The organism is Methylobacterium sp. J-026, from assembly GCF_022829585.1.
In the GTDB taxonomy this organism is placed as follows: domain Bacteria; phylum Pseudomonadota; class Alphaproteobacteria; order Rhizobiales; family Beijerinckiaceae; genus Methylobacterium.
Window position 1 is genome coordinate 1 of the sequence record NZ_JAKSYC010000042.1, and the last position, 19,242, is coordinate 19,242.

General features: G+C 67.7%; 18 protein-coding genes and 1 pseudogene. 10 read left to right on the forward strand and 9 right to left on the reverse strand.

Annotated features, from left to right (window positions below; translation table 11 throughout):
• Positions 1 to 564 precede the first annotated feature (564 nt).
• Positions 565 to 972, forward strand: coding sequence for a PilZ domain-containing protein (locus MKK69_RS02425; protein WP_243965159.1), 408 nt, complete (start codon positions 565 to 567; stop codon positions 970 to 972).
• 16 nt (positions 973 to 988) lie between these two features.
• Here MKK69_RS02425 and MKK69_RS02430 read toward each other — a convergent pair whose 3' ends face one another.
• On the reverse strand, positions 989 to 1,426 hold the full coding sequence (locus MKK69_RS02430; protein WP_243965160.1) for an HIT family protein: 438 nt from the start codon (positions 1,424 to 1,426) through the stop codon (positions 989 to 991).
• A gap of 173 nt (positions 1,427 to 1,599) precedes the next feature.
• Here MKK69_RS02430 and MKK69_RS02435 point away from each other — a divergent pair, with 173 nt between their 5' ends.
• The 4 genes from MKK69_RS02435 (at position 1,600) to MKK69_RS02450 (ending at position 6,772) form a co-directional block, all read left to right on the forward strand.
• Positions 1,600 to 2,559: a cation diffusion facilitator family transporter gene (locus MKK69_RS02435; protein WP_243965162.1), complete on the forward strand. Its 960-nt coding sequence runs from the start codon at positions 1,600 to 1,602 to the stop codon at positions 2,557 to 2,559.
• A 650-nt stretch (positions 2,560 to 3,209) separates the two neighbouring features.
• Complete coding sequence (locus MKK69_RS02440) at positions 3,210 to 4,151, forward strand: glycosyltransferase family 8 protein (RefSeq protein WP_243965185.1); 942 nt, start codon at positions 3,210 to 3,212, stop codon at positions 4,149 to 4,151.
• A 278-nt stretch (positions 4,152 to 4,429) separates the two neighbouring features.
• Positions 4,430 to 5,758, forward strand: coding sequence for a UDP-glucose dehydrogenase family protein (locus MKK69_RS02445; protein ID WP_243965163.1), 1,329 nt, complete (start codon positions 4,430 to 4,432; stop codon positions 5,756 to 5,758).
• Between the two features lie 66 nt (positions 5,759 to 5,824).
• A complete protein-coding gene (locus tag MKK69_RS02450; RefSeq protein WP_243965165.1) occupies positions 5,825 to 6,772 on the forward strand; it encodes a UDP-glucuronic acid decarboxylase family protein in 948 nt (315 codons plus the stop codon).
• Positions 6,773 to 7,102: 330 nt separating this feature from the next.
• Here the strand turns inward: MKK69_RS02450 and MKK69_RS02455 are convergent, their stop codons facing one another.
• The 3 genes from MKK69_RS02455 to MKK69_RS02465 form a co-directional block, all read right to left on the reverse strand.
• On the reverse strand, positions 7,103 to 7,957 hold the full coding sequence (locus MKK69_RS02455; protein ID WP_243965166.1) for an SDR family oxidoreductase: 855 nt from the start codon (positions 7,955 to 7,957) through the stop codon (positions 7,103 to 7,105).
• A 10-nt stretch (positions 7,958 to 7,967) separates the two neighbouring features.
• Entirely contained in the window at positions 7,968 to 8,147 is a 180-nt protein-coding gene (locus MKK69_RS02460; protein ID WP_243965167.1) for a DUF1328 domain-containing protein, read from the reverse strand.
• Positions 8,148 to 8,276: 129 nt separating this feature from the next.
• Positions 8,277 to 9,656: a chloride channel protein gene (locus MKK69_RS02465; protein ID WP_243965168.1), complete on the reverse strand. Its 1,380-nt coding sequence runs from the start codon at positions 9,654 to 9,656 to the stop codon at positions 8,277 to 8,279.
• A gap of 276 nt (positions 9,657 to 9,932) precedes the next feature.
• Between MKK69_RS02465 and MKK69_RS02470 the strand changes: the two genes are divergently transcribed.
• Positions 9,933 to 10,484, forward strand: a complete 552-nt coding sequence (locus MKK69_RS02470) for an RNA polymerase sigma factor (protein WP_243965170.1) — start codon at positions 9,933 to 9,935, stop codon at positions 10,482 to 10,484.
• On the forward strand, positions 10,481 to 11,191 hold the full coding sequence (locus tag MKK69_RS02475; RefSeq protein ID WP_243965173.1) for an anti-sigma factor domain-containing protein: 711 nt from the start codon (positions 10,481 to 10,483) through the stop codon (positions 11,189 to 11,191). The genes MKK69_RS02470 and MKK69_RS02475 overlap by 4 nt, the downstream gene beginning before the upstream one ends.
• 90 nt (positions 11,192 to 11,281) lie before the next feature.
• Here the strand turns inward: MKK69_RS02475 and MKK69_RS02480 are convergent, their stop codons facing one another.
• Together MKK69_RS02480 and MKK69_RS02485 are read right to left on the reverse strand one after the other, a co-directional pair.
• A complete protein-coding gene (locus MKK69_RS02480) occupies positions 11,282 to 11,848 on the reverse strand; it encodes a fasciclin domain-containing protein (RefSeq protein ID WP_243965174.1) in 567 nt (188 codons plus the stop codon).
• 165 nt (positions 11,849 to 12,013) lie between these two features.
• Positions 12,014 to 13,402 carry a deoxyribodipyrimidine photo-lyase gene (locus tag MKK69_RS02485; RefSeq protein ID WP_243965175.1) on the reverse strand — a complete coding sequence of 463 codons (1,389 nt, stop codon included), beginning with the start codon at positions 13,400 to 13,402 and terminating at the stop codon, positions 12,014 to 12,016.
• Positions 13,403 to 13,955: 553 nt separating this feature from the next.
• Between MKK69_RS02485 and MKK69_RS02490 the strand changes: the two genes are divergently transcribed.
• Complete coding sequence (locus tag MKK69_RS02490; RefSeq protein WP_243965176.1) at positions 13,956 to 15,074, forward strand: hypothetical protein; 1,119 nt, start codon at positions 13,956 to 13,958, stop codon at positions 15,072 to 15,074.
• A gap of 71 nt (positions 15,075 to 15,145) precedes the next feature.
• Complete coding sequence (locus MKK69_RS02495) at positions 15,146 to 15,643, forward strand: peptide deformylase (RefSeq protein WP_243965178.1); 498 nt, start codon at positions 15,146 to 15,148, stop codon at positions 15,641 to 15,643.
• 40 nt (positions 15,644 to 15,683) lie between these two features.
• On the opposite strand, the gene MKK69_RS02500 is transcribed toward MKK69_RS02495, so the two are convergent.
• Positions 15,684 to 16,811, reverse strand: coding sequence for a TRAP transporter substrate-binding protein (locus tag MKK69_RS02500; protein WP_243965181.1), 1,128 nt, complete (start codon positions 16,809 to 16,811; stop codon positions 15,684 to 15,686).
• A 243-nt stretch (positions 16,812 to 17,054) separates the two neighbouring features.
• Between MKK69_RS02500 and MKK69_RS02505 the strand changes: the two genes are divergently transcribed.
• Positions 17,055 to 17,624 (forward strand): tyrosine phosphatase family protein, encoded by a 570-nt coding sequence (locus MKK69_RS02505; RefSeq protein WP_243965182.1) that lies wholly within the window; start codon positions 17,055 to 17,057, stop codon positions 17,622 to 17,624.
• Positions 17,625 to 17,666: 42 nt separating this feature from the next.
• Here MKK69_RS02505 and MKK69_RS02510 read toward each other — a convergent pair whose 3' ends face one another.
• Both MKK69_RS02510 and MKK69_RS02515 read right to left on the reverse strand, forming a co-directional pair.
• Complete coding sequence (locus tag MKK69_RS02510; RefSeq protein ID WP_243965183.1) at positions 17,667 to 18,803, reverse strand: branched-chain amino acid ABC transporter substrate-binding protein; 1,137 nt, start codon at positions 18,801 to 18,803, stop codon at positions 17,667 to 17,669.
• Between the two features lie 151 nt (positions 18,804 to 18,954).
• Positions 18,955 to 19,242: pseudogene (locus MKK69_RS02515) on the reverse strand (sugar transporter); the annotation flags it as partial.

Below are 19,242 nucleotides of genomic sequence, written 5' to 3' on the forward strand. Positions count from 1 at the left end.
TTCGCGCATCGGCAGTTCCGCTTCTCCCCCTCCCCCGCTGTGGGCTGCCGAATTCACATATCGCTGGCCGACACGTTCTCTCCTCTCCCTTGCGGCTACGGGCGACACAGGTTTGAGCTCTCAGCGAGTTCGCCGGTCAGATCGGCGGGGCGTGGGTCCCCTCTCCCGTGCGGGAGAGGGGGCCTGTCGCGCTGCGTCATGAGCCGCGTGCCTTGAGCCCGCGTCGCCCGTAGCTCGTGCGGGGAGGCGTTGGAGGTGGGGGTCGAGCGGTGCGGTGCCGTCTGCACCACCCCCACCCCTGACCCCTCCCCGCAAGGGGGAGGGGAAAAGCGCTCTGCTTTCAAGATGTTGGTGTCAGCCTGAGACGTGTGGATCCGGTCGCCCGCAGAAGGGTCAGGGCGTGCCGCTGAGCCGGCGGCCAGTTCCGAGCCATCATGTCCCTGCACGCGCCTCTCTATCGATCTCCGTTCGCGAAATCGGCCCCGAGTCCGGTATCCGGACGAAGGTTCTTTAAGAGGTGGCGTGCAGAGTTCGCGGCATCGTCAGCGTTCCGGAGCCGCCCGCATGTCGGAGCATCGCAGAGAGACGCGCCAGAGGGTGTTCCTCAAGGGCCGCATCGTCTTCAACAACGGGTCGTCCAGCTTCGACTGCCTGGTGCGCGACATGTCCTCGTCCGGCGCCCGTCTCATCATGAGCGACGCCACGACGCTGCCCGAGGCGTTCGACCTGTACATCCCGCAGAAGGACCGGACCTTCCGCGCGACCCTGCGATGGCGGCGGGAGGACGGGATCGGCGTCACCTTCGAGGAGCCCGCCCGGGCCGCCCCGACGAAGGCATCCGAGATCGCCGCGACCGAGGCCTCCGTGACCATGCTGCTGCGGCGCGTGGGCGAGTTGGAGACCGAGAACGCCGCCCTGCGGCGGCTGCTCGCCAGCATGGCGCAGCCGGGCGATTCGGCGAGCGCGGCCTGAGCGTCACTCCTCCGCGTCACCCGTCCGAATCGAGGGCCGCGCGGATGCGTGCGGCGTGCGCGGCCAGGACCGCGTTGTCGGCCATGCCGCCCTCGTGGCGCGTCAGCGGGACACCCTCGCGCCGCGGGATGACGTGGACGTGCAGGTGGAACACGGTCTGGCCGCCGGCCGGCTCGTTGAACTGAAAGACCGTCAGCCCGTCCGCCTGGAACGCCGCCTTCACCGCCCGGGCGACCCGCTGGACGCTGGCCATCAGGGCCGCGAGCGCCTCGGGCTCGGCATCGAGCAGGCCGCGGGCCGGGGCCTTCGGGATCACCAGGGTGTGGCCCTCGCCCTGGGGCATCACATCCATGAAGGCCAGCGTCTGCGCGTCCTCGTAGACACGGTGGCAGGGGATCTCCCCGCGCAGGATCTTGGCGAAGATGTTGTCGGGGTCGTAGCGGGCGTCGACCATGCTGCCTCCGGGCTTCCTTGGGCGGGCGCAGGTTGCACGGGCCGGCTGGCCGCGTCCACATGGGAACCGGCTGCGGGCCGGAACGCTTGCATCGCCGCAATCGAAGCATCGCGGCGCCCCGGGTTCCGGCAGGCGGGGCTCGCCCGCGCGGATCGGGTCAGGGGGTTTTTCGGATGGCGCACGAGAGTACGGGTGCGATCTACGCGGCGGCGGGGGCGAATCTCGCCATCGCGGCGGCGAAGTTCGTCGGCGGGGCGCTGACCGGCTCGACCGCGATGCTGGCCGAGGGGGTGCATTCGCTGGTCGATACGGCGAACCAAGTGCTGCTGCTCGTGGGCATGAAGCGCTCGGAGAAGCCGGCCGATGACCGCCACCCGTTCGGCTACGGGCGCGAGATCTACTTCTACGCCTTCGTGGTCGCGCTGATGATCTTCCTCGGCGGCGGTGTCTTCGCGGTCTACGAGGGCATCGAGCGGATCCGCCATCCCGCGCCGGACGCGGACGCCGAACTGTTCGGCTTCCGCCTGCCCGGGATCTGGGTGAACGTCGCGATCCTAGGCTTCGCCATCGCCGCCGAGGGCACCTCCTTCTTCGTGGCGATGCGCCAGTTCTGGTCCGAGAAGGGCGACCATTCGGCGGTGCGGGCGATCCGGCGCAGCAAGGATCCGACCCTGTTCACGGTGCTGGCCGAGGATACCGCCGCGCTGATCGGACTGCTGATCGCGCTCGCCGGCATCACCCTGAGCCATGTCCTGGAGATGCCGAGCCTCGACGGCTGGGCCTCGGTCGGGATCGGTCTCGTCCTCGTCGGCATGGCCCTGTTCCTGATGATCGAGACCCACGGCCTCCTGATCGGCGAGGCGGCCGACCCCGCGATCATCGCGGCGATCTCCGAACTGGCCCGCGCCGAGCCGGGGGTGCTCCACGTCAACGAGGTGCTCACCCAGCATCTCGGCCCCTCCGACATCCTGGTCAATCTCAGCATCGACATGGCCGACGACCTGAGCGCGGGCGAGGTCGAGAGCCTCGTGACCCGCCTCGACCGGGCGCTGAAGCAGCGCAGCCCAGACGTCACCCGCGTGTTCATCGAGATTCAGCAGCAGGGCGACCACATCGTTCGGGCCGCGGCCTGACCGGCCGTTCCCGACGAGAAAGCCCCGCTTCCCCACGCTGCTGGGTTCGCCTCCCCGGCTCCACTCGACCTGCGAACCGCCACCCCCTGTACGGGCGGCTTAGACCCTGGTAGGCGACGTCCGCCTTCCTGAGAGCGCCGGTGATGCCGTTGCCGTGCGCCATGTGTACCGTGATCCGGTGCAGCGTTTGCACCATCCGCTCCGCATCCGGTGGCTATCCCGCGCGTTCGCTCAGTCCTCCGGTCTGCGCTGATCCGCTCAATCGGCGCAGTCCGGGACGGGTCGACCGGGTCATTCGATGAGATGGTTCATTCGAGCGATCTCAGACAAGAGCCGGACTAAAAAACTACATCCCGAGTTTTACGGGATAAATTCGATCGAAAGGCTGTGTATAACATCTGCCATATTAGCAAAATTACTATATCGCGCAGCTTTTTTCGTTACAGACCCAAGCTGTACCCGCAACCATTATTAAGATTTTTTTCCCCCGTTCCGCAAAAATCGAGACATTATAATTAATCACTCGCGTCAGCTCGAACTAACGCTCGTAAGTAGTATAAGCAAAAATCCGCAAAAAATTTATTCGCATCGACGAATGCTTTCTGCTAAGTTTTATAAACCGTCTATCATGCCAGACAGCCGAGGTGGTGATGCAGGAAAATTGCATTTGCTATGCGGTCGACTCGAACTACTTGTTTCCAGCAACTTTGAGCGCTGTGCAAGTTAGAAACAAGACGCCACAGAGCAGCGCCGATGTCGTTATCGTATGTTTTGATGATTCCAACGACAACACGCGGTTAGCCTCCAGCATCGCCAAGGCGCAGGGGATAGAATTTATTCAGCTGCCACAAGCTGAACTCGAGGGCATGTCGCTCGCCTACGCACGGCTGTTCCTAGATAAAGCACTGCCCACTCAGTACAAAAAACTTGTTTATGTAGATGGGGATACGCAGGTCACCAGTTCTCTCGGGGACCTGTTCGATCCATCCCTGGCGCAGTACGACTTCATCGCGGCGCGCGATGCCATGACCATGGTCGTCAACGACAACACGCGGATGGGAAAAAGAATAAAGCGCTATTTCAGCGCGCTCGGACTTGATGAAGCGGACCATGAGCGATACTTCAATTCCGGCGTCATCAAGCTTAATAGAAGTCTTATAAGCGATCTACGGTCAGACATTAAAAAATTGATTGATCGCAAGAAGTACGATTTCACGTTCTTTGATCAGGATGCTTTAAATATTATTTTAGCCGGCAACAAAAACAGGATGTCTCTAAAATGGAATTTTCCGACATTTCTCATGAACTATAGTCATTTCCGAGAGATTCCGGCTCATCTGCTGCATTTCTGCTCGAACCCCCGGCCGTGGCATGGCCCTTTCACCCCTTGGGGAGAGGCATACTTTCAGGTATATACCGATTTCGCGAAATCATTCCCGAACACCAATCATAAAACACAGCCCCTGAGCGGGATGAAAAAGGCGAAATATATTCTACAGACGCGATACAAAAGTATTATCGAGCCTTACATGTGGGACAATGCCCACACGAGGCAAAAGCGGACTGAACAAGAAAAAGAGACGATTGTTTAAATAATATAACTCGACGCATCTTTGAGGTGGAAATTTTTGGACCAGCACCGCGGCTGGAAATAGAATGCTATGATATCGCCGACGCCTCATCTTCTGGCAATGGTCGCACGGCGACGAATGGAAGGAGCTACACTGGCTGCGACGATGGAGGACACGATTATTGAGTGGGCGGATGTCGGTGTTATTAATAATGTTAACTATTTATTAAATTACAGTCTAGCGATGGCGGCATAGATCCGATTATACATGCCTGCAGAGAGATGCCCGAGGAGGGACGTATGCGTTTAGCGGTTATCGGATCAGGATATGTCGGGCTGGTAACCGGGGTCTGTTTGGCAGACTTCGGCCATTCGGTCGTCTGCGTCGACAAGGATCCAGCAAAGATTGCAGCATTGAATGACGGCCGGATGCCGATCTACGAGCCGGGCCTGAGCGATCTCGTGGCGGAAAACGTGAGCCAGGGGCGGCTGTCATTCGTGACGGAACTCGGCCCGGCGGTCGCGCAGGCCGAGGCGGTCTTCATCGCGGTCGGCACACCGTCGCGCCGCGGGGACGGCTTCGCCGATATGACCTATGTCCGCGAGGCCGCTCAGGAAATCGCCAGGTCCCTGACGGGATTCACGGTCATCGTGACCAAGTCGACCGTTCCGGTGGGCGAGGGCGACGTGGTCGAGCGGATCGTGCGCGAGATCGCCCCCGAGGCGGATTTCTCGGTCGTCTCGAACCCCGAGTTCCTGCGCGAAGGCGCTGCGATTTCCGACTTCAAGCGGCCCGATCGGATCGTCATCGGCGTGGGCGATGAGCGCGCCGAGGCTGTGATGCGCGAGATCTATCGGCCCTTGTACCTCAATGCGGCACCGATCCTGGTGACGGGCCGGCGGACGGCCGAGCTCACGAAATACGCCGCGAACGCGTTCCTGGCGACCAAGATCACCTTCATCAACGAGATCGCAGAACTGTGCGAGTCCGTCGGTGCGGACGTGCAGGCCGTGGCGCGCGGGATCGGCCTGGACGGCCGGATCGGATCGAAGTTCCTCCACGCGGGTCCGGGCTACGGGGGATCCTGTTTCCCGAAGGATACCCTGGCGCTCGTGAAAACCGCACAGGACAACGGGGTGCCGTTGCGGATCGTCGAGACCGTCGTGGCGGTCAACGACAGCCGCAAGCGGGCGATGGCGCGCAAGGTCATCCGCGCCTGCGGCGGGTCGGTGAGGGGCAAGACGGTGGCCCTGCTCGGCCTCACCTTCAAGCCGGACACCGACGACATGCGCGAGGCACCGTCCCTGGCGATCGCGACCGGCCTGCTCGACGCGGCCTGCCATGTGCGCGCCTACGATCCCGAGGGGATGGAGCAGGCACGCCCGCTGATGCCGGGCGTCGACTTCGCGGACGATGCCTATGCGTGCGCGGAGGGTGCCGACGCGGTGGTGATCGTGACCGAGTGGAACGCGTTCCGGGCCCTCGACCTCGCCCGGTTGCGCGCCATCATGGCGGCGCCGGTCTTGATCGATCTGCGCAATATCTACGAACCGGAGATGGCCCGGCGTCACGGGTTTTCCTACACCAGCATCGGGCGGCAAGGGGACGGTCCGGCCATCGGCGCGTGAGGATACCGAATGTTGACGGCCGCACCCGGACGGGCGCGGAGCGTAGGGTGTCAGGAGGGCTCGAGATTGCGCTACGATGATACGAAGAAGATCCTCGTAACCGGGGGGGCCGGCTTTCTCGGCTCACACCTGTGCGAGCGGTTGCTCGCCGACGGGCATGAAGTTCTGTGTGTCGATAATTTCTACACCGGCACACGGCGCAATATCGCCCATCTGTTGAGCAATCCGCGCTTCGAAATCATGCGTCACGACGTGACGTTTCCGCTCTATGTCGAGATCGACGAGATCTACAATCTCGCTTGCCCCGCTTCGCCGGTGCATTACCAGTTCGATCCGGTTCAGACGACGAAAACGAGCGTCATCGGCGCGATCAACATGCTCGGCCTGGCCAAGCGCTTGCGTATCAAGGTGTTCCAGGCATCGACGTCGGAGGTCTACGGCGACCCGGAAGTGCATCCGCAAGTCGAAGAATACTTCGGCCACGTCAATCCGATCGGCTTCCGATCGTGCTACGACGAGGGCAAGCGCTGCGCGGAAACATTATTCTTCGACTATCATCGTCAACATAATCTGCCGATCAAGATCGTACGCATCTTCAACACCTACGGCCCGCGCATGCACCCGAACGACGGCCGTGTCGTGTCGAACTTGATCATGCAGGCGCTCCGCGGGGACGAAATCACGCTCTATGGCGACGGTGAGCAGACGCGTTCGTTCTGTTACGTGAGCGACCTGATCGAGGGATTTGTTCGCCTGATGGCCAGCGGGCCCGAGATCACCGGACCAATCAACATCGGCAACCCGAACGAGTTCACGATCCGCGAACTGGCCCATTTGGTGATCGAGCTGACCGGCTCGCGCTCGACGATCGCGCATCGCCCGCTCCCGCCTGACGATCCCCGGCAGCGGCGACCCAATATCGAAAAGGCGAAAACCCATCTGGATTGGGAACCCACCGTGCAGCTCCGCGAGGGCCTGGAGCGGACGATCGCGTACTTTCGCTCGACCTTCTAAGAGCCAGTTCGACGGCGCGATGGCGGTCGCGCGCTGGTTTCGGCTGGCGTGTCTCCCCGTCGTCTCCTCCTCCTGGGGTGCCGGAGCGCAGCGGACGCCGCGAAGGGGCCCTCCTTCGAGGCCCGCTGCGCGGTCTCCTCAGGTTGAGGGTGAGGATCGGAGGATCCAGTCAAACAGGCTCAGGGAAGCGCACGATGGTTTCGTGCCGATCCCACCGATGAAGACCTCGGGTATTGGCCGTGTCGATGGAGAAGACCCGAGCGGCCGCCGCGCCATAGCGCGGGCGAACCGCACTGAACGGCGTTCATTGCGTTTCGGTATGAGACCCGGTCAGACGCTCCGCCCCACCTGCGCGAGGCTCAGCGCCCAGACCCGTTCCTGAACGGCCTCGTCGCGACTCTCGGCCGACGAGGTCTTCGGCCGGGAATGCGAGAAGTAGCGGCCGGTGACCCCGTCGAGCGCGGGGTCGCTCGCTACGTAGAGCGAGGTCTCGGCCCCCTTCTCGGGCGTGGTCAGGAACGGCCGCATCAGCGACCAGGCGGTGCCGAACAGGCCGCCGGTGTTCTTTGCGAAACCGGTGTTGATCACCCCCGGATGCAGGGCGTTGACGGTGATCCCGTCGGCCCGCAGCCGTCGGGCCAGGGCATAGGTGAACAGCACGTTGCCGAGCTTGGCCTGGGCATAGGCCCACATGGCGCCGTAGCGCCGGGCGCCCTCGATATCGTCGACGTCGATATGACCGCGATAATGCGCCGCCGAAGCGACGTTGACGATGCGCGGCTTACCCCCGGCCGCCGCCGAGGCCTTCAGCGGCGCGAGCAGTTCAAGCGTCAGCAGCACGTAGCCCAGATGATCCAGCGCCCAGGTCCGCTCGATGCCGTCGACCGTGAGGGTCCGGTGGTCGAAAATGGCGCCGGCGTTGTTCACCAGCACGTCGAGGCGGGGATAGGCGTCGCGCAGCGTCCCTGCGAGGCGCCGGATCTCCCCCTGCGCGGACAAGTCGGCGACATGCGGATCCACCCCCGCACCCGGCACGGCGGCGCGGATCCGCTCGGCACAGGCCCGCGTCTTCCCGGCGTCGCGCCCGACGATGGCGACCCGCGCGCCGAGGCGCGCGAGGCCGAGGGCGGTCTGGTAGCCGATTCCGTTGGTCGCCCCGGTGACGAGGCAGGTCTTGCCGCGCACCGGGCCGGCCTCAGAACACCGCCTGCCCGACCGCGAAGGCGATGACCACGATCACGACGGCGATCAGCAGGAACAGGCCGAACAGGATCCGGGCCAGGGAGCCGGCGCCCGAGGCGATGCCGGTGAAGCCGAGGCCGCCGGCGATCAGCGAGATTACGAAGCAGATGAGGGCCCATTTCAGAAGGGTCATGACGTCACTCCGGGTGGGCCCGGGAGGCGGGCCGGCTTCGCTGCCTCAACCGACGCCAAGCGAGACCGTTCCGCCGATTCCGCACCGGTCCGCTTATATTCTTAACCGGAGCCGCGCGGCCGTCGAACGTCATGCGGTTTTGGCAACCGGCTGGGCCGGTACGTCGGCGCGCTCCAGCATGATCTCCGCCAGGGTGTGATAGAGGCCGCCCCGGCAGACCGCCTTCGAGGCGGCATCTGCCACCAGCGCCGCCACCATCAGCGGGATCACCATCGCGTGGTTCTGGGTCATCTCGGTGACGATGACGAAACTGGTGATCGGCGCCTGGAGCACCCCGGTCAGGTAGGCCACCATGCCGATCAGCACGAGGGCGCCCACCGGCATGTCCGGCAGGAGCCCGTGGACCGTTCCGCCGAGGCCGGCCCCCACGGCCAGGGACGGCGCGAACAGGCCCCCCGGGATGCCGCTGATCGAGCTGAGCACGGTGGCGGCGAATTTGAGCGGCGCGTAGCTCCAGCCCGACGCCGTGTCGCCGTGAAGGATCGCCCGGGCCTCCTCGTAGCCGGTGCCGTAGGCGGTCCCCCCGGAGGCGAGGCCGCAGAGGGCGACGCACAGGCCGCAGGCGGCCGCGAACACCACCGGCCGCGTCCGGATCAGCCGGCCGGCCCGCCCCGGCAGGCCCCGGGCGAACAGGATCACCACCCGGCTGAACAGGCCGCCCGCCAGCCCCCCGGCGAGGGCAATCAGGGGCACGATCCAGCTGGCCGCGAGGGGCAGCTCGTCCTGGGTGGTGCCGAAATAGGTGTAATTGCCCAGGAGCCACAGGGAGGTCAGGCCCGCCGCCACGATCCCGGCGACGATCAGGCCCGAGGAGCGCGCCTCGTAGGCCCGACCCAGCTCCTCGATGCCGAACACGATGCCGGCGAGCGGGGTGTTGAAGGCCGCCGCGACGCCGGCCGCGCCACCGGCGAGCAGGAGGCCCGGCAGGCGGTCCGGCGTCAGGCGGCCGAAGGCCGCCATGATCGCTGCGCCGACCTGCACGGTCGGCCCCTCGCGGCCGGCCGAGGCCCCGCACAGGAGCCCGAGGAACAGGACGATCACCTTGCCGAAGGCGACCCGGGGGGAGATCAAGGCGTAGCGGAAGCGCGCGTCCCGGGCGTGCCGGGCGGCGATCACCTGCGGGATGCCGGACCCTTGCGAGTTCGGGAACACCGTGCGCGCCAGGAGCGCCGCCAGGGCGAAGCCCGCCGGCGTCAGCACCAGGGCGATCAGCGGCGAGGGCGCGACGAGCCGACGGAAGCCGTCCTGGGCGAGGTCGGCGCCCTTGGCCATCAGCACGGCGGCGAGGCCCACGCAGATGCCGCCCACGAGGAACAGCAGCCGCCCCCGCCACAGCGGGTAGGCCTCCAGCGAGGCCGAACGCAGGCGCAGGATCGAGCGGCGGTAACGGGAGCGCCGCGGACGGGGGGCGTCGATCGTCTGCCGCACCGCGTCCCGCATCTCGGCCATCTCCAAGCCACTCCCCCGCACCGCTGGAGCAAACGCTATACCGCAACCGGTCTGGAATGGCCCGCGGGACGCCCCGCAATCCCCACGTCGCTGGATCCGCTGCGGCGTGCCGCGGAGAACGGGGCCTCGACGGACCGAGCCGCACCGACGCCTTTCGCCGCCGCCGCCCTCGCCCGCACGCACGCACAAGGTATCGTCACGGTCACGAAGCTTGGGCTAAAGCTGCATCCGGGTGGGCGTCGATGGGAGGCGCCCCGGAGTTCGCGGGGAGCCATCTTGGCCGACGACGCCATGCTGCGCCGGCTGCTTGCGGGGATCGCCCGCGGCGAGGCGGACCGGCTCGCCGAACTGTACGATCTCACGAGCCCGAAACTTTACGGGCTGATCCTGCGTATCCAACGCGACCGAGGCTTGGCCGAGGACGTGCTTCAGGACGTCTACATGCGGATCTGGCAGGCAGCGGGCGCCTATCGGCCGGAGGCCGGGCCCCCGCTGCCCTGGCTTGTCACCATCGCGCGCCATCGCGCGATCGACAGCGTGCGTCGGAAGCGCGAGGTGCAGGGGCCGGAACTGGAAAGCGGTGAGGATTGGGTGGCGCGGCTGATCGATCCGCATGACGCGGCCGGCGCGTTCCAGGACCGCGAGGCCCTCGCGGCCTGCCTCGGCCGGCTCGAGCCGCTGCACCGGGATTGCGTGCTGCTGGCCTATTGCGAAGGCCGCTCGCGCGAGGAGCTGGCCCGCCAGTTCGACCGCCCCGTCAACACGATCAAGACCTGGCTGCATCGCGCGCTCGCCGCCTTGAAGGCCTGCCTGGAGACCGTGTCGTGACCGGAACGGGCGCCCCGGACCCCGACGATCCCGACCCCCACGCGCCCGACCTGCGGGCGGCGGAGTACGTCCTCGGGACGCTCGACGCCCCGGAGCGTGACGTCGTGGAGCGCGAGGCGGCCCGGGATCCGGCCGCGGCGGCGCGGATCCGGGCCTGGGAACGTCGCCTGGACCCGCTGACCACCCTGGTCCCTGCTGAGGCGCCGCCGCCGCGCGTGCGCGCCGCATTGCTGCGGGCGCTGCCGACGTCGGAGCGGGCGGAGCTGTCGCAGATCCAGGCCCTCCGGGCGCAGCTCCGGCGCTGGCGGATCGCCGCCGGGGGCGCCGGGCTGCTGGCCGCCGGGCTCGCCCTGTTCCTGGCCGTCGGACCGACGTTCGAGCCGTCCGACGGACGCTACATCGCCGTGGTCCAAGGGGGCGGCACGCTGCCGGCGCTGATCGTGCGCGTGGACACGCGCACCGGTCTCGCGCAGGTGAGACCGGTCAACGCCGCGACGCCCGCGGATCGCAGCCTGGAACTCTGGTATGTCGGCGCGCAGGGGCCGAGGCCGCTCGGCCTCGTCGGCGCCGGGCAGAGCCAGGTGCGGCTGCCGGCGGGAACCGCCCCGGACGGGGTGATCGCGGTCTCGGTGGAGCCCACCGGGGGGTCGCCGACCGGCCAGCCCACGGGACCGGTGGTCTATACCGGCACCCTGCTCGCGGAATGACGCGCCCACGGCGCCTCACCGGACGGGGCTCGAAACGAAACGGCGCCCGCAGCGCGCTCAAGGCTGCGGGCGCCGTTCCACGTGGGTCGATCAGGGCATCAGCACGGCGTTGACGACGTGGATGACGCCGTTCGACTGCATCACGTTCGGGATGGTCACGGTGGCCGTGTTGCCCTTCACGTCGGTCACGTAGACCTTCTTGCCCTGGACCGTGATGCCCAGGGGCTCACCCTCGACGGTGTTGATCTGCCCCTGGCCACCACCCTTCATGGCAAGCGCCATCAGGTCCTTGGCGGTGTAGACGCCCGGGACCACGTGGTAGGTCAGGATCTTGGTGAGGGCCGCCTTGTTCTGCGGCTGCACGAGGCTCTCCACCGTGCCCGGCGGCAGCTTGGCGAAGGCGGCATTGGTGGGGGCGAACACCGTGAACGGGCCCGGACCGTTCAGCGTGTCGACCAGGCCGGCGGCCTTCACGGCGGCGACCAGCGTGGTGTGATCCTTCGAATTGACCGCGTTCTCGACGATGGTCTTCTGGGCGTACATCGGCGCGCCGCCGACCATCGGGTTCTTGGCATAGGCCGCCCCGCTGGCGCCGAGGCCGAGGGCGAGGGTCAGGGCGAGCGCCTTGGCCGTGCGGCCGGTGTTCTTGGTAAGCATCGCGTTTCCTTCCGAGCCCCGATGAATGGGGCAGCGCGCGTCCTTACGGAGCCGCCGGAGGAAAAGTTTCGCCGCGCGGGATCGAATCGACGGAACGGTCGCCTCGGCCGCGACCCATTCAATGTCGGTTGTCGTGCCCGGGGCGAAGACCACCCGTCACCGGCCTCACCCCTCGGCGTCGCAGAGCGTCTCCACCGCCCGCACATACGCCTTGGCGTCGAACTTCTTCAGAGAGTTCTCGCTCTGATAGCGGACCGTCCCGAAGACCTTGCGTTTCTGCCACGGGCGGTCGTGCAGGCCGTACACCCAGGCGACGTTGGTGAAGGAATTCGCGTCGCGCCCGTCGAGGAAGTAGCGGTTGTTGAGCCGCAGCGTCCGGGCGAACCCCTCCTCGGGCGAGGGCGACCATTCCAGAATTTTCTTGCCCCAGTACATCCGCAGCTGGTTGTGCATGTAGCCGGTCTCGCGCATCTCGCGCATGGCGGCGTTCCAATAGAGGTCGTGGGTCTCCCCGGCCGCGAGCTGCGCCTCGGAATAGGCGTGCGGGCGCGGATCCTTGGCATGCTCGGCCAGGGTCTTGCGCGCCCAGTCCGGGATCGCCTTGTCGTAGGCGTCGTAGCCCTCCGTGTAGAAGACGTGGTTCATCGCGAGTTCGCGCCGGACGATCAGTTCCTCCAAGTAGGCGCCGCGGTCGTCGGCGTCGCCGCTCTTGTTCTCGCGCACTGCGAGTGCGATCTCCACCGGCGAGATCTGCCCGAAATGCAGGTAGGGGCTCATATGCGAGGCGGCGGCCGCCTCCGGCCTGTTGCGGCCGGCGCCGTAGCCTTCGAAGCCGTCCTTCAGGAACGCCGTCAGGCGCTTGCGCGCCTCGGTCTCGCCGCCGACGAAGCGCCGCACCGGCCCGACATCCCGGTCGAGGTGCATCCCGGCCAGCACCGCTTCGGGATCGGAGACGTCGATCGCGCTCTTCAGCTTGAGCGCACCGGCCGGGTGCTTCGGCTTGCGCGGCTTCAGCTCCGCGATGAACGGATCCCACAGCCGATTGAGCTTCGGCCGCAGGGTCCGGGCGGCGTATTCGTGCTTCGGCGAGGCCGTCTCCACCGGGACCACCACGTCGCCCTCGACCTGGACGATCCGCGTGGTCACGGCTTTGGCGATCTCCGCGTACCAGCCCTTCTGGATGGCGAGATAGCCGCGGTCGAGCACCAGGAGCGCGGCCTCTCCGGCGAGGTCGATGGCGACCCGCGCGGGGGAGCCTTTGCGCATCACGAAGCCGATCCCGCGCTTCTCCAGGCCGGCCTTCGCGTCCGCGAGACCCTGGAGCAGGAAGGCGTAGTGCCGGGCATTGGCCTCGGGGAAGCCGCTCGCGCCGTCGAGCAGGCCGAAGCACGCGACCACCGGCACGCCCAGGTGGTTCGCCTCCTCGACAGCGAGTTCGAGGGCCGGATTGAACGTCGCCCGGTTGGCCTGCTGCAGGAGATACAGGACGTAACGCCCGTCCTCGCGCGGCGCGACATCGTTGAGGACCCGGACCCGCTCACCCTGAATCGCCATGCTCACCCTGACCCTTGCTGGACGCGTCGCGCCCGAGACGTTCCCGTCGGCCTGGCCGGACAGCTAGAGCGGGCGATGCATTCGTCTCTGCGCCAAACGGCGTCGAGACGGCGCAGTCGAACGGCCCGGCGGGCAGTGATCCGATCGGGCAAAGACCTGCCTCATCAGCCACTTGCACGGCAATAGACCGGGACTGAACAGGCCAAACCTGTCTTCGTCGGCCCGCCGGCCGCCTGCGACATTTTCAGCACAGCACCCGATCGATGCGTGTGCGGGCGCACAAAAGGACAGCCCTGCTGTCCTGACGCCCTTGAATTTTTCTCCCATGGGCGCAGATTGTGCAGCGCGGGATGGCGATGGCGTCGCGATCCCGCTGCCCTTCTTGGGCGTTTCCTCCCTAGACTTCGGGCCGCTCCTTCGGGAGTGGCCTTTTTTCTGTCCGGATCGTCTCCGGGCCGCCTCTGTCACCGAAGCGGGCCCGATCGGCTGGATCCCGCCCGGACCTGACGTCATGCTGTCGCCGAGCGCCGGGACAGGCGCCGGAGGACACGCCATGAGAATCCTTTCCGCCGCGCTGCCGGCGCTCGCCTGCCTGCTCGCCCTGGCGGGCCCGGCCCTGGCCGCAGAGGTCCCGCGCTTCGCGGTCGACCCCGCCTGGCCGAAGCCGCTCCCGAACGACTGGATCATGGGCCAGGCCTCCGGCGTCGCCGTGGACGCGCAGGACCATGTCTGGGTGATCCAGCGGCCGCGCACCCTCACCGACGACGAGAAGGCCGCGAGCCTCGATCCGCCCCGGACCAAGTGCTGCAAACCCGCCCCGCCGGTCCTGGAATTCGATCAGGCCGGCACCCTGCTGCGCAGTTGGGGCGGCCCCGGCGCCGGCTACGACTGGCCGACCAACGAGCACGGCATCCAGATCGACGGCCAAGGCTTCGTCTGGATCGCCGGCAACGGCGACGAGGATGGGCAGCTCCTGAAGTTCACCCCCGAGGGCCGATTCGTCCTGCAGATCGGCAAGTCCGGCCCGCAGACCGACAGCCGCGACACCAGCCGCCTCGGCAAGCCCGCCAACGTCGATTTCGACATGGCGGCCAACGAGGTCTACGTGGCGGACGGCTACTACAACCACCGGATCATCGTGTTCGACCGCGACACCGGGGCGTTCAAGCGGATGTGGGGCGCCTACGGCAAGCCGCCCACCGACGACAAGCTCGGCGCCTACGATCCGGCGGCAGATCCGCGCCGGCAATTCGCCAACCCGGTCCATTGCGTGCGCATCGCCCAGGACGGGCTGGTCTATGTCTGCGACCGCACCAACGACCGGATCCAGGTCTTCCACAAGGACGGCAGCTTCGTGAAGGAGTTCTTCGTCGAGACGGCGACCCGCGCCAACGGCTCGGTCTGGGAGCTGGCCCTGTGGCCGGACGCCGACCAGACCTATCTGCTCAACGCCGACGGGGCCAACAACGAGGTCCGCACCCTCGATCGCGCCACCGGCGCGGTGGTCGGGGCCTTCGGCCGGAACGGCCGCATGGCGGGCCAGTTCCACTGGGTCCACAACCTCGCGGTCGATTCCCAGGGCAACGTGTTCACCACCGAGGTGGACACCGGCAAGCGGGCGCAGAAATTCCTGGCCCTGGGGAATGTCGGGCTGCGCAAGCGGGCGCCGTGACCGCGCAGGCGCGCCACAGGTCGGATAGAGAGGGGCGGAACCCCGCACCGACGCAGGTGGACTGATCGATCATGCCGGCCCGCCCCCTCGTCCTGTTCCCCGATCCCCGCCTCGCCCGCCCGGCCGCGCCGATCGACGCGTTCGGGCCGCCCACGCAGGCCCTCATTGAGGATGTGTGGGACACCCTGCTGGCCGCGAGCGCCATCGGCCTGACGGCTCCGCATATCGGCGTGCCGGCCCGCGTGGTGGTGATCCGGATGTCTCCGGAGGAAGACCGGCGGATCTACCTGAACCCGACGATCCTCTGGGCCTCCCCCGAGACGGCGACCCACGAGGAGGGCAGCGTCAGCATGCCGGGGGTGCGCGAGCGGATCACCCGACCCGCCCGCATCCGGTTCGGCTACCGCGACCGCGACGGCGCGGCCCATGAAGAGGAGGCGGAGGGCTTTCCGGCCGCGGTCGTCCAGCACGAGATCGATCAGCTCGACGGCGTCTTCTGGATCGACCGCCTGTCGCGCCTGAAGCGGGAGCGTCTCCTCAAGCGGTTCGACAAGCGGCGGTCGGCGTAGGGCATCGTCCCGAAAGCCGGCGCCAACGCGGGACGATGCCCTATCCTCGCGCCCGCGCCCGGATCATGAAGTTGTCGTAGGTGTATTCCGCCACCTGGAACCAGAGGTACTCCTCGTTCCGGAAGGTGCGCATCGCCTCGTAGACGCGGCGGAAATCGCCGTTCTTGGCGGCGATCTCGGCGTAGACGTCGTTGGCGTTCTTGAGGGCGGCTTCCATCACCTCCTGGGGGAACGGCCGCAGCTGCGCGCCGCCGGCGACGAGCCGGCGCAGGGCCTGGGGGTTGCGCGCGTCGTACTTGGCCTGCACCTCGGCGCCGACCTGGGCGGCGGCGGCCCGCAGGATCGCCTGGTAGGATTTCGGCAGCGCCTTCCACGCCTCGGCGTTGAACCAGAAATGCAGCATTGCGCCGCCCTCCCAGAAGCCGGGATAGTGGTAGACCGGCGCGACCTTCTGCAGGCCGAGGCGCTCGTCGTCGTAGGGGCCGATCCACTCCGCGGCGTCGATCTTCTTCGCTTCGAGGGCCGCGTAGATCTCGGCGCCGGGGAGCGTCTGCGGCTGGACGCCGAACTTGGCGAGCACCTGGCCGCCCATGCCGTCGATCCGGAACTTGAGACCCTGGAGATCGGCGAGGCCCTTGATCTCGCGCCGGAACCAGCCGCCCATCTGGGCGCCGGTGTTGCCCCCCGGCAGGCAGACGAGGCCGGCCTTCGCGAAGACCTCGGCGAACAGCTCGGCGGCGCCCCCCGCCTGCCACCACGCGGCGGCACCCCGGGCGTTGAGGCCGAAGGGCACCGCGGTGGCCAGGGCGAAGGTCGGGTCTTTGGCCATGGCCAGGGTCGCCGGCCCGTGGCCCATCTCGACGGTGCCCGCCGCGACGGCCTCCAGGAGACCCTCCGCGGGGACCGGCTCGCCGGGGCCGAGGACCTGGATCTGGAACCGCCCGTCGGTGGCCTCGGCGACGATCCGACTGAGCGCCTCCGGGGCACCGAACAGGATGTCGAGGGTCTTGGCGTAGGCCGAGGACAGGCGCCAGCGCAGCGCGGGGGCGCCCTCCGCCCGGGCCGGAGCGGCGAACGTGCCGGCGGCGGCGGCGCCGAGGCCAGCGGTCAGCACGGTCCTGCGCCGCGTTCCTGTCGTGCACGTGATGAGGGTCTCGTCCAACGGCATCTCGTCCGAGCGTGTCCGATCCGTCCGGCGCGGAATCGCCGGTCGCAGCTAGCATGTCCGCGCCGGTTCCCGAAAGCCGCGGGCGGCAGGGGCAGTTCCGTCGCGGCGCGAGACGGCCGGTCCTCCCGGCCGGGGCCGCGTCCCGGATGGTGCCCAACGGCGCCCGGATCGGGACGATCTGTCTCGATGATCCGGTGCTTCGTCCCGGTTCCCATGGCCGGGACGATGCGCTAGGCGCCGGGGATGCGCTCCGAGCCCGCCGTCACCCTGCACACCGTCTGCGGCCTCGAGGAGCTGGCCGGCCACGGCGGGCGTGGCGTCAGCCACGTCCTGTCCCTGCTCGATCCGGGCACGCCGGAGCCGGAGGCCTTCACCGCCTACGGCGCCCATGCCCGGACGACCCTGCACTTCCACGACTGCCTCGGCCCCGGCGATGGCCTGGTGCCGCCGGAGCCCGAGCACGTCGCGGCGATCCTCGGGTTCGGGCGGCAGCTCGACGGGCCGGCCCACCTGCTGGTGCACTGCCATTACGGCCTGTCGCGCTCCACCGCGGCCCTCCTGATGCTGTTCGCGCAGGCCGAGCCGGAGACGCCGGCCGAAGCCCTGGTCGAGCGCCTTCATGCCCTGCGCGAGCCGGCCTGGCCCAATGCCCGGATGATCGGATTTGCGGATGCGATGCTCGGCCGGGACGGGCAGCTCAGCGCGGCGGTGCGCCGGCTCCATGCACTTCAGCTGCGGGTGCGGCCGCACCTCGCCGAGCTCCTGCGCGGGTTGGGGCGGGGCGCCGAGGTCGATGCGGCGCAGAACGGATAGGTTTTCTGCCGTTACGCTCGTTGCGCGACAACGGACGCCGCTTCACTTCCCCGCGGGGGTGAAGCTCCCGTCCTTCCAGACGTAGAGCACGTAGCCCTGGGCGGTGACGTCGCCCTTGGCGTCGAACCCGACCGTGCCCAGCACCAGATCGAACCGCTCCGTGTGAAGCCCCTGGGCGATCGGCCTCGGCTCGACCGAATGGGCGAAATTGCCGGCCGCCACCAGCGCCTGCATGGCCGCGTAGCCGTAGACCGTGGAGCCGGTGGGATCGACGCCCTCGGCCTTGAAGGCCTTCACCACGCCGCCGGCGGCGGGCTGCCGGCTCGGGTCGAGGTAGAAGGTCATCAGCACGCCGTTGCTCGCCGGACCGGCGATCTTGGCGAAGTCCGGCGTGGCGATGGCCGAAGTCCCGAACCATTGCGGGCGGAAGCCGCGGTCGGCCGAGATCTTCACGAGGCGGCCCATCTCGGCGGCATCGCCGCCGTAATAGACCACGTCGATCCCCGCACCCTTCAGGCGGTCCGCGAGGGCGGCATCGTCGCCGTCGGTCGGCGAGAACGACACCGACAGCGCCTCGTTCACGCCGATCCGGTTGAGGTTGTCCTTGGTGGCGGCGGCGAGCGTGCGGGCCGCGGGCGTCTGGTCCTGGATCAGCGCGATCTTGCGGTCCCGGAACCGCTCGGCCAGCACGGCGGCGGAGAGCCGGGCCTGATCGTCGTCGCGCCCACAGACGCGGAACACGGTCGGCAGACCCCGGTCGGTGAGCCGGGCCGCCACCGAGGCCGCGGTGATCATCACGACGCCGTTCTGGGCATAGATGTCGGAGGCGGCGATCGAGGCGTTCGAGCAGACATGCCCGACGACGAGGCGCACGTTCCCGCGCACGAAGTGGTTGGCCACCGCCGTCGCGGTATTCGAGTCGCAGGCATCGTCCTGCACGTCGAGGGTCACGGGCTGACCGTCGAGGCCGCCCATGGCGTTGGCATCCCGCGCCGCCGACTCGACCCCGCGCAGCACCTGCTCGCCCACCGCCACGTAGGGTCCGGAGCGCGGGACCGCCACGCCGATCACGACGTCGGCCGCCGCCGGCATGGCCGACAGGAGCGCGACACACAGGCTCAGGGAGATCAGCGCGGGCCGGAACGGCCCGCTGGCGGGGACGACGCGTCCGATCTTCATCGGGCTCTTCTAGGCATCCTTGCGCGCGGCAGCCACAGGCGGAGGGCGTACGGCGTCCGCGCCGCATTCCCGCACCGCACCCGAAGGCCATACGCGAGGATGCGGACAAACGCGATTTTTTTCCGCCGTGCGTCCCAGCGTCGTCCCGCCTTTACTTCGCGTAGTAGTAGGCGGTTGCGACGGAGGAGACGGGTCCGGTGACGCCGCTGAAGGCGGAGAGGACCTTGGAGAGTTCGGTGAAGGGGGCGTTGGACACGTAGACGAGGTCGCGGTTGCGCATGCGGAACGCCTGGGAGACGAACAGGCTGTTGGGGTCGCGCATGTCGATGCGGTAGACCACAGGCACGAGCGGCGTGGCGAGCAGCTTGGAGCCGGGGTTGAGCCGGCGTACGACGCTGGCGGGCTCGAACCGGAAGATGAAGGTGCCCGCCGGGTCGGC

Excerpts from the sequence above, each read along its gene's own strand:
- MKK69_RS02425 (WP_243965159.1), top strand. The coding sequence starts at position 565 with ATGTCGGAGCATCGCAGAGAGACGCGCCAGAGGGTGTTCCTCAAGGGC.
- MKK69_RS02430 (WP_243965160.1), bottom strand. The coding sequence starts at position 1,426 with ATGGTCGACGCCCGCTACGACCCCGACAACATCTTCGCCAAGATCCTG.
- MKK69_RS02435 (WP_243965162.1), top strand. The coding sequence starts at position 1,600 with ATGGCGCACGAGAGTACGGGTGCGATCTACGCGGCGGCGGGGGCGAAT.
- MKK69_RS02440 (WP_243965185.1), top strand. The coding sequence starts at position 3,210 with ATGCAGGAAAATTGCATTTGCTATGCGGTCGACTCGAACTACTTGTTT.
- MKK69_RS02445 (WP_243965163.1), top strand. The coding sequence starts at position 4,430 with ATGCGTTTAGCGGTTATCGGATCAGGATATGTCGGGCTGGTAACCGGG.
- MKK69_RS02460 (WP_243965167.1), bottom strand. The coding sequence starts at position 8,147 with ATGACCCTTCTGAAATGGGCCCTCATCTGCTTCGTAATCTCGCTGATC.
- MKK69_RS02465 (WP_243965168.1), bottom strand. The coding sequence starts at position 9,656 with ATGGCCGAGATGCGGGACGCGGTGCGGCAGACGATCGACGCCCCCCGT.
- MKK69_RS02480 (WP_243965174.1), bottom strand. The coding sequence starts at position 11,848 with ATGCTTACCAAGAACACCGGCCGCACGGCCAAGGCGCTCGCCCTGACC.
- MKK69_RS02485 (WP_243965175.1), bottom strand. The coding sequence starts at position 13,402 with ATGGCGATTCAGGGTGAGCGGGTCCGGGTCCTCAACGATGTCGCGCCG.
- MKK69_RS02490 (WP_243965176.1), top strand. The coding sequence starts at position 13,956 with ATGAGAATCCTTTCCGCCGCGCTGCCGGCGCTCGCCTGCCTGCTCGCC.
- MKK69_RS02495 (WP_243965178.1), top strand. The coding sequence starts at position 15,146 with ATGCCGGCCCGCCCCCTCGTCCTGTTCCCCGATCCCCGCCTCGCCCGC.
- MKK69_RS02500 (WP_243965181.1), bottom strand. The coding sequence starts at position 16,811 with ATGCCGTTGGACGAGACCCTCATCACGTGCACGACAGGAACGCGGCGC.
- MKK69_RS02505 (WP_243965182.1), top strand. The coding sequence starts at position 17,055 with ATGCGCTCCGAGCCCGCCGTCACCCTGCACACCGTCTGCGGCCTCGAG.
- MKK69_RS02510 (WP_243965183.1), bottom strand. The coding sequence starts at position 18,803 with ATGAAGATCGGACGCGTCGTCCCCGCCAGCGGGCCGTTCCGGCCCGCG.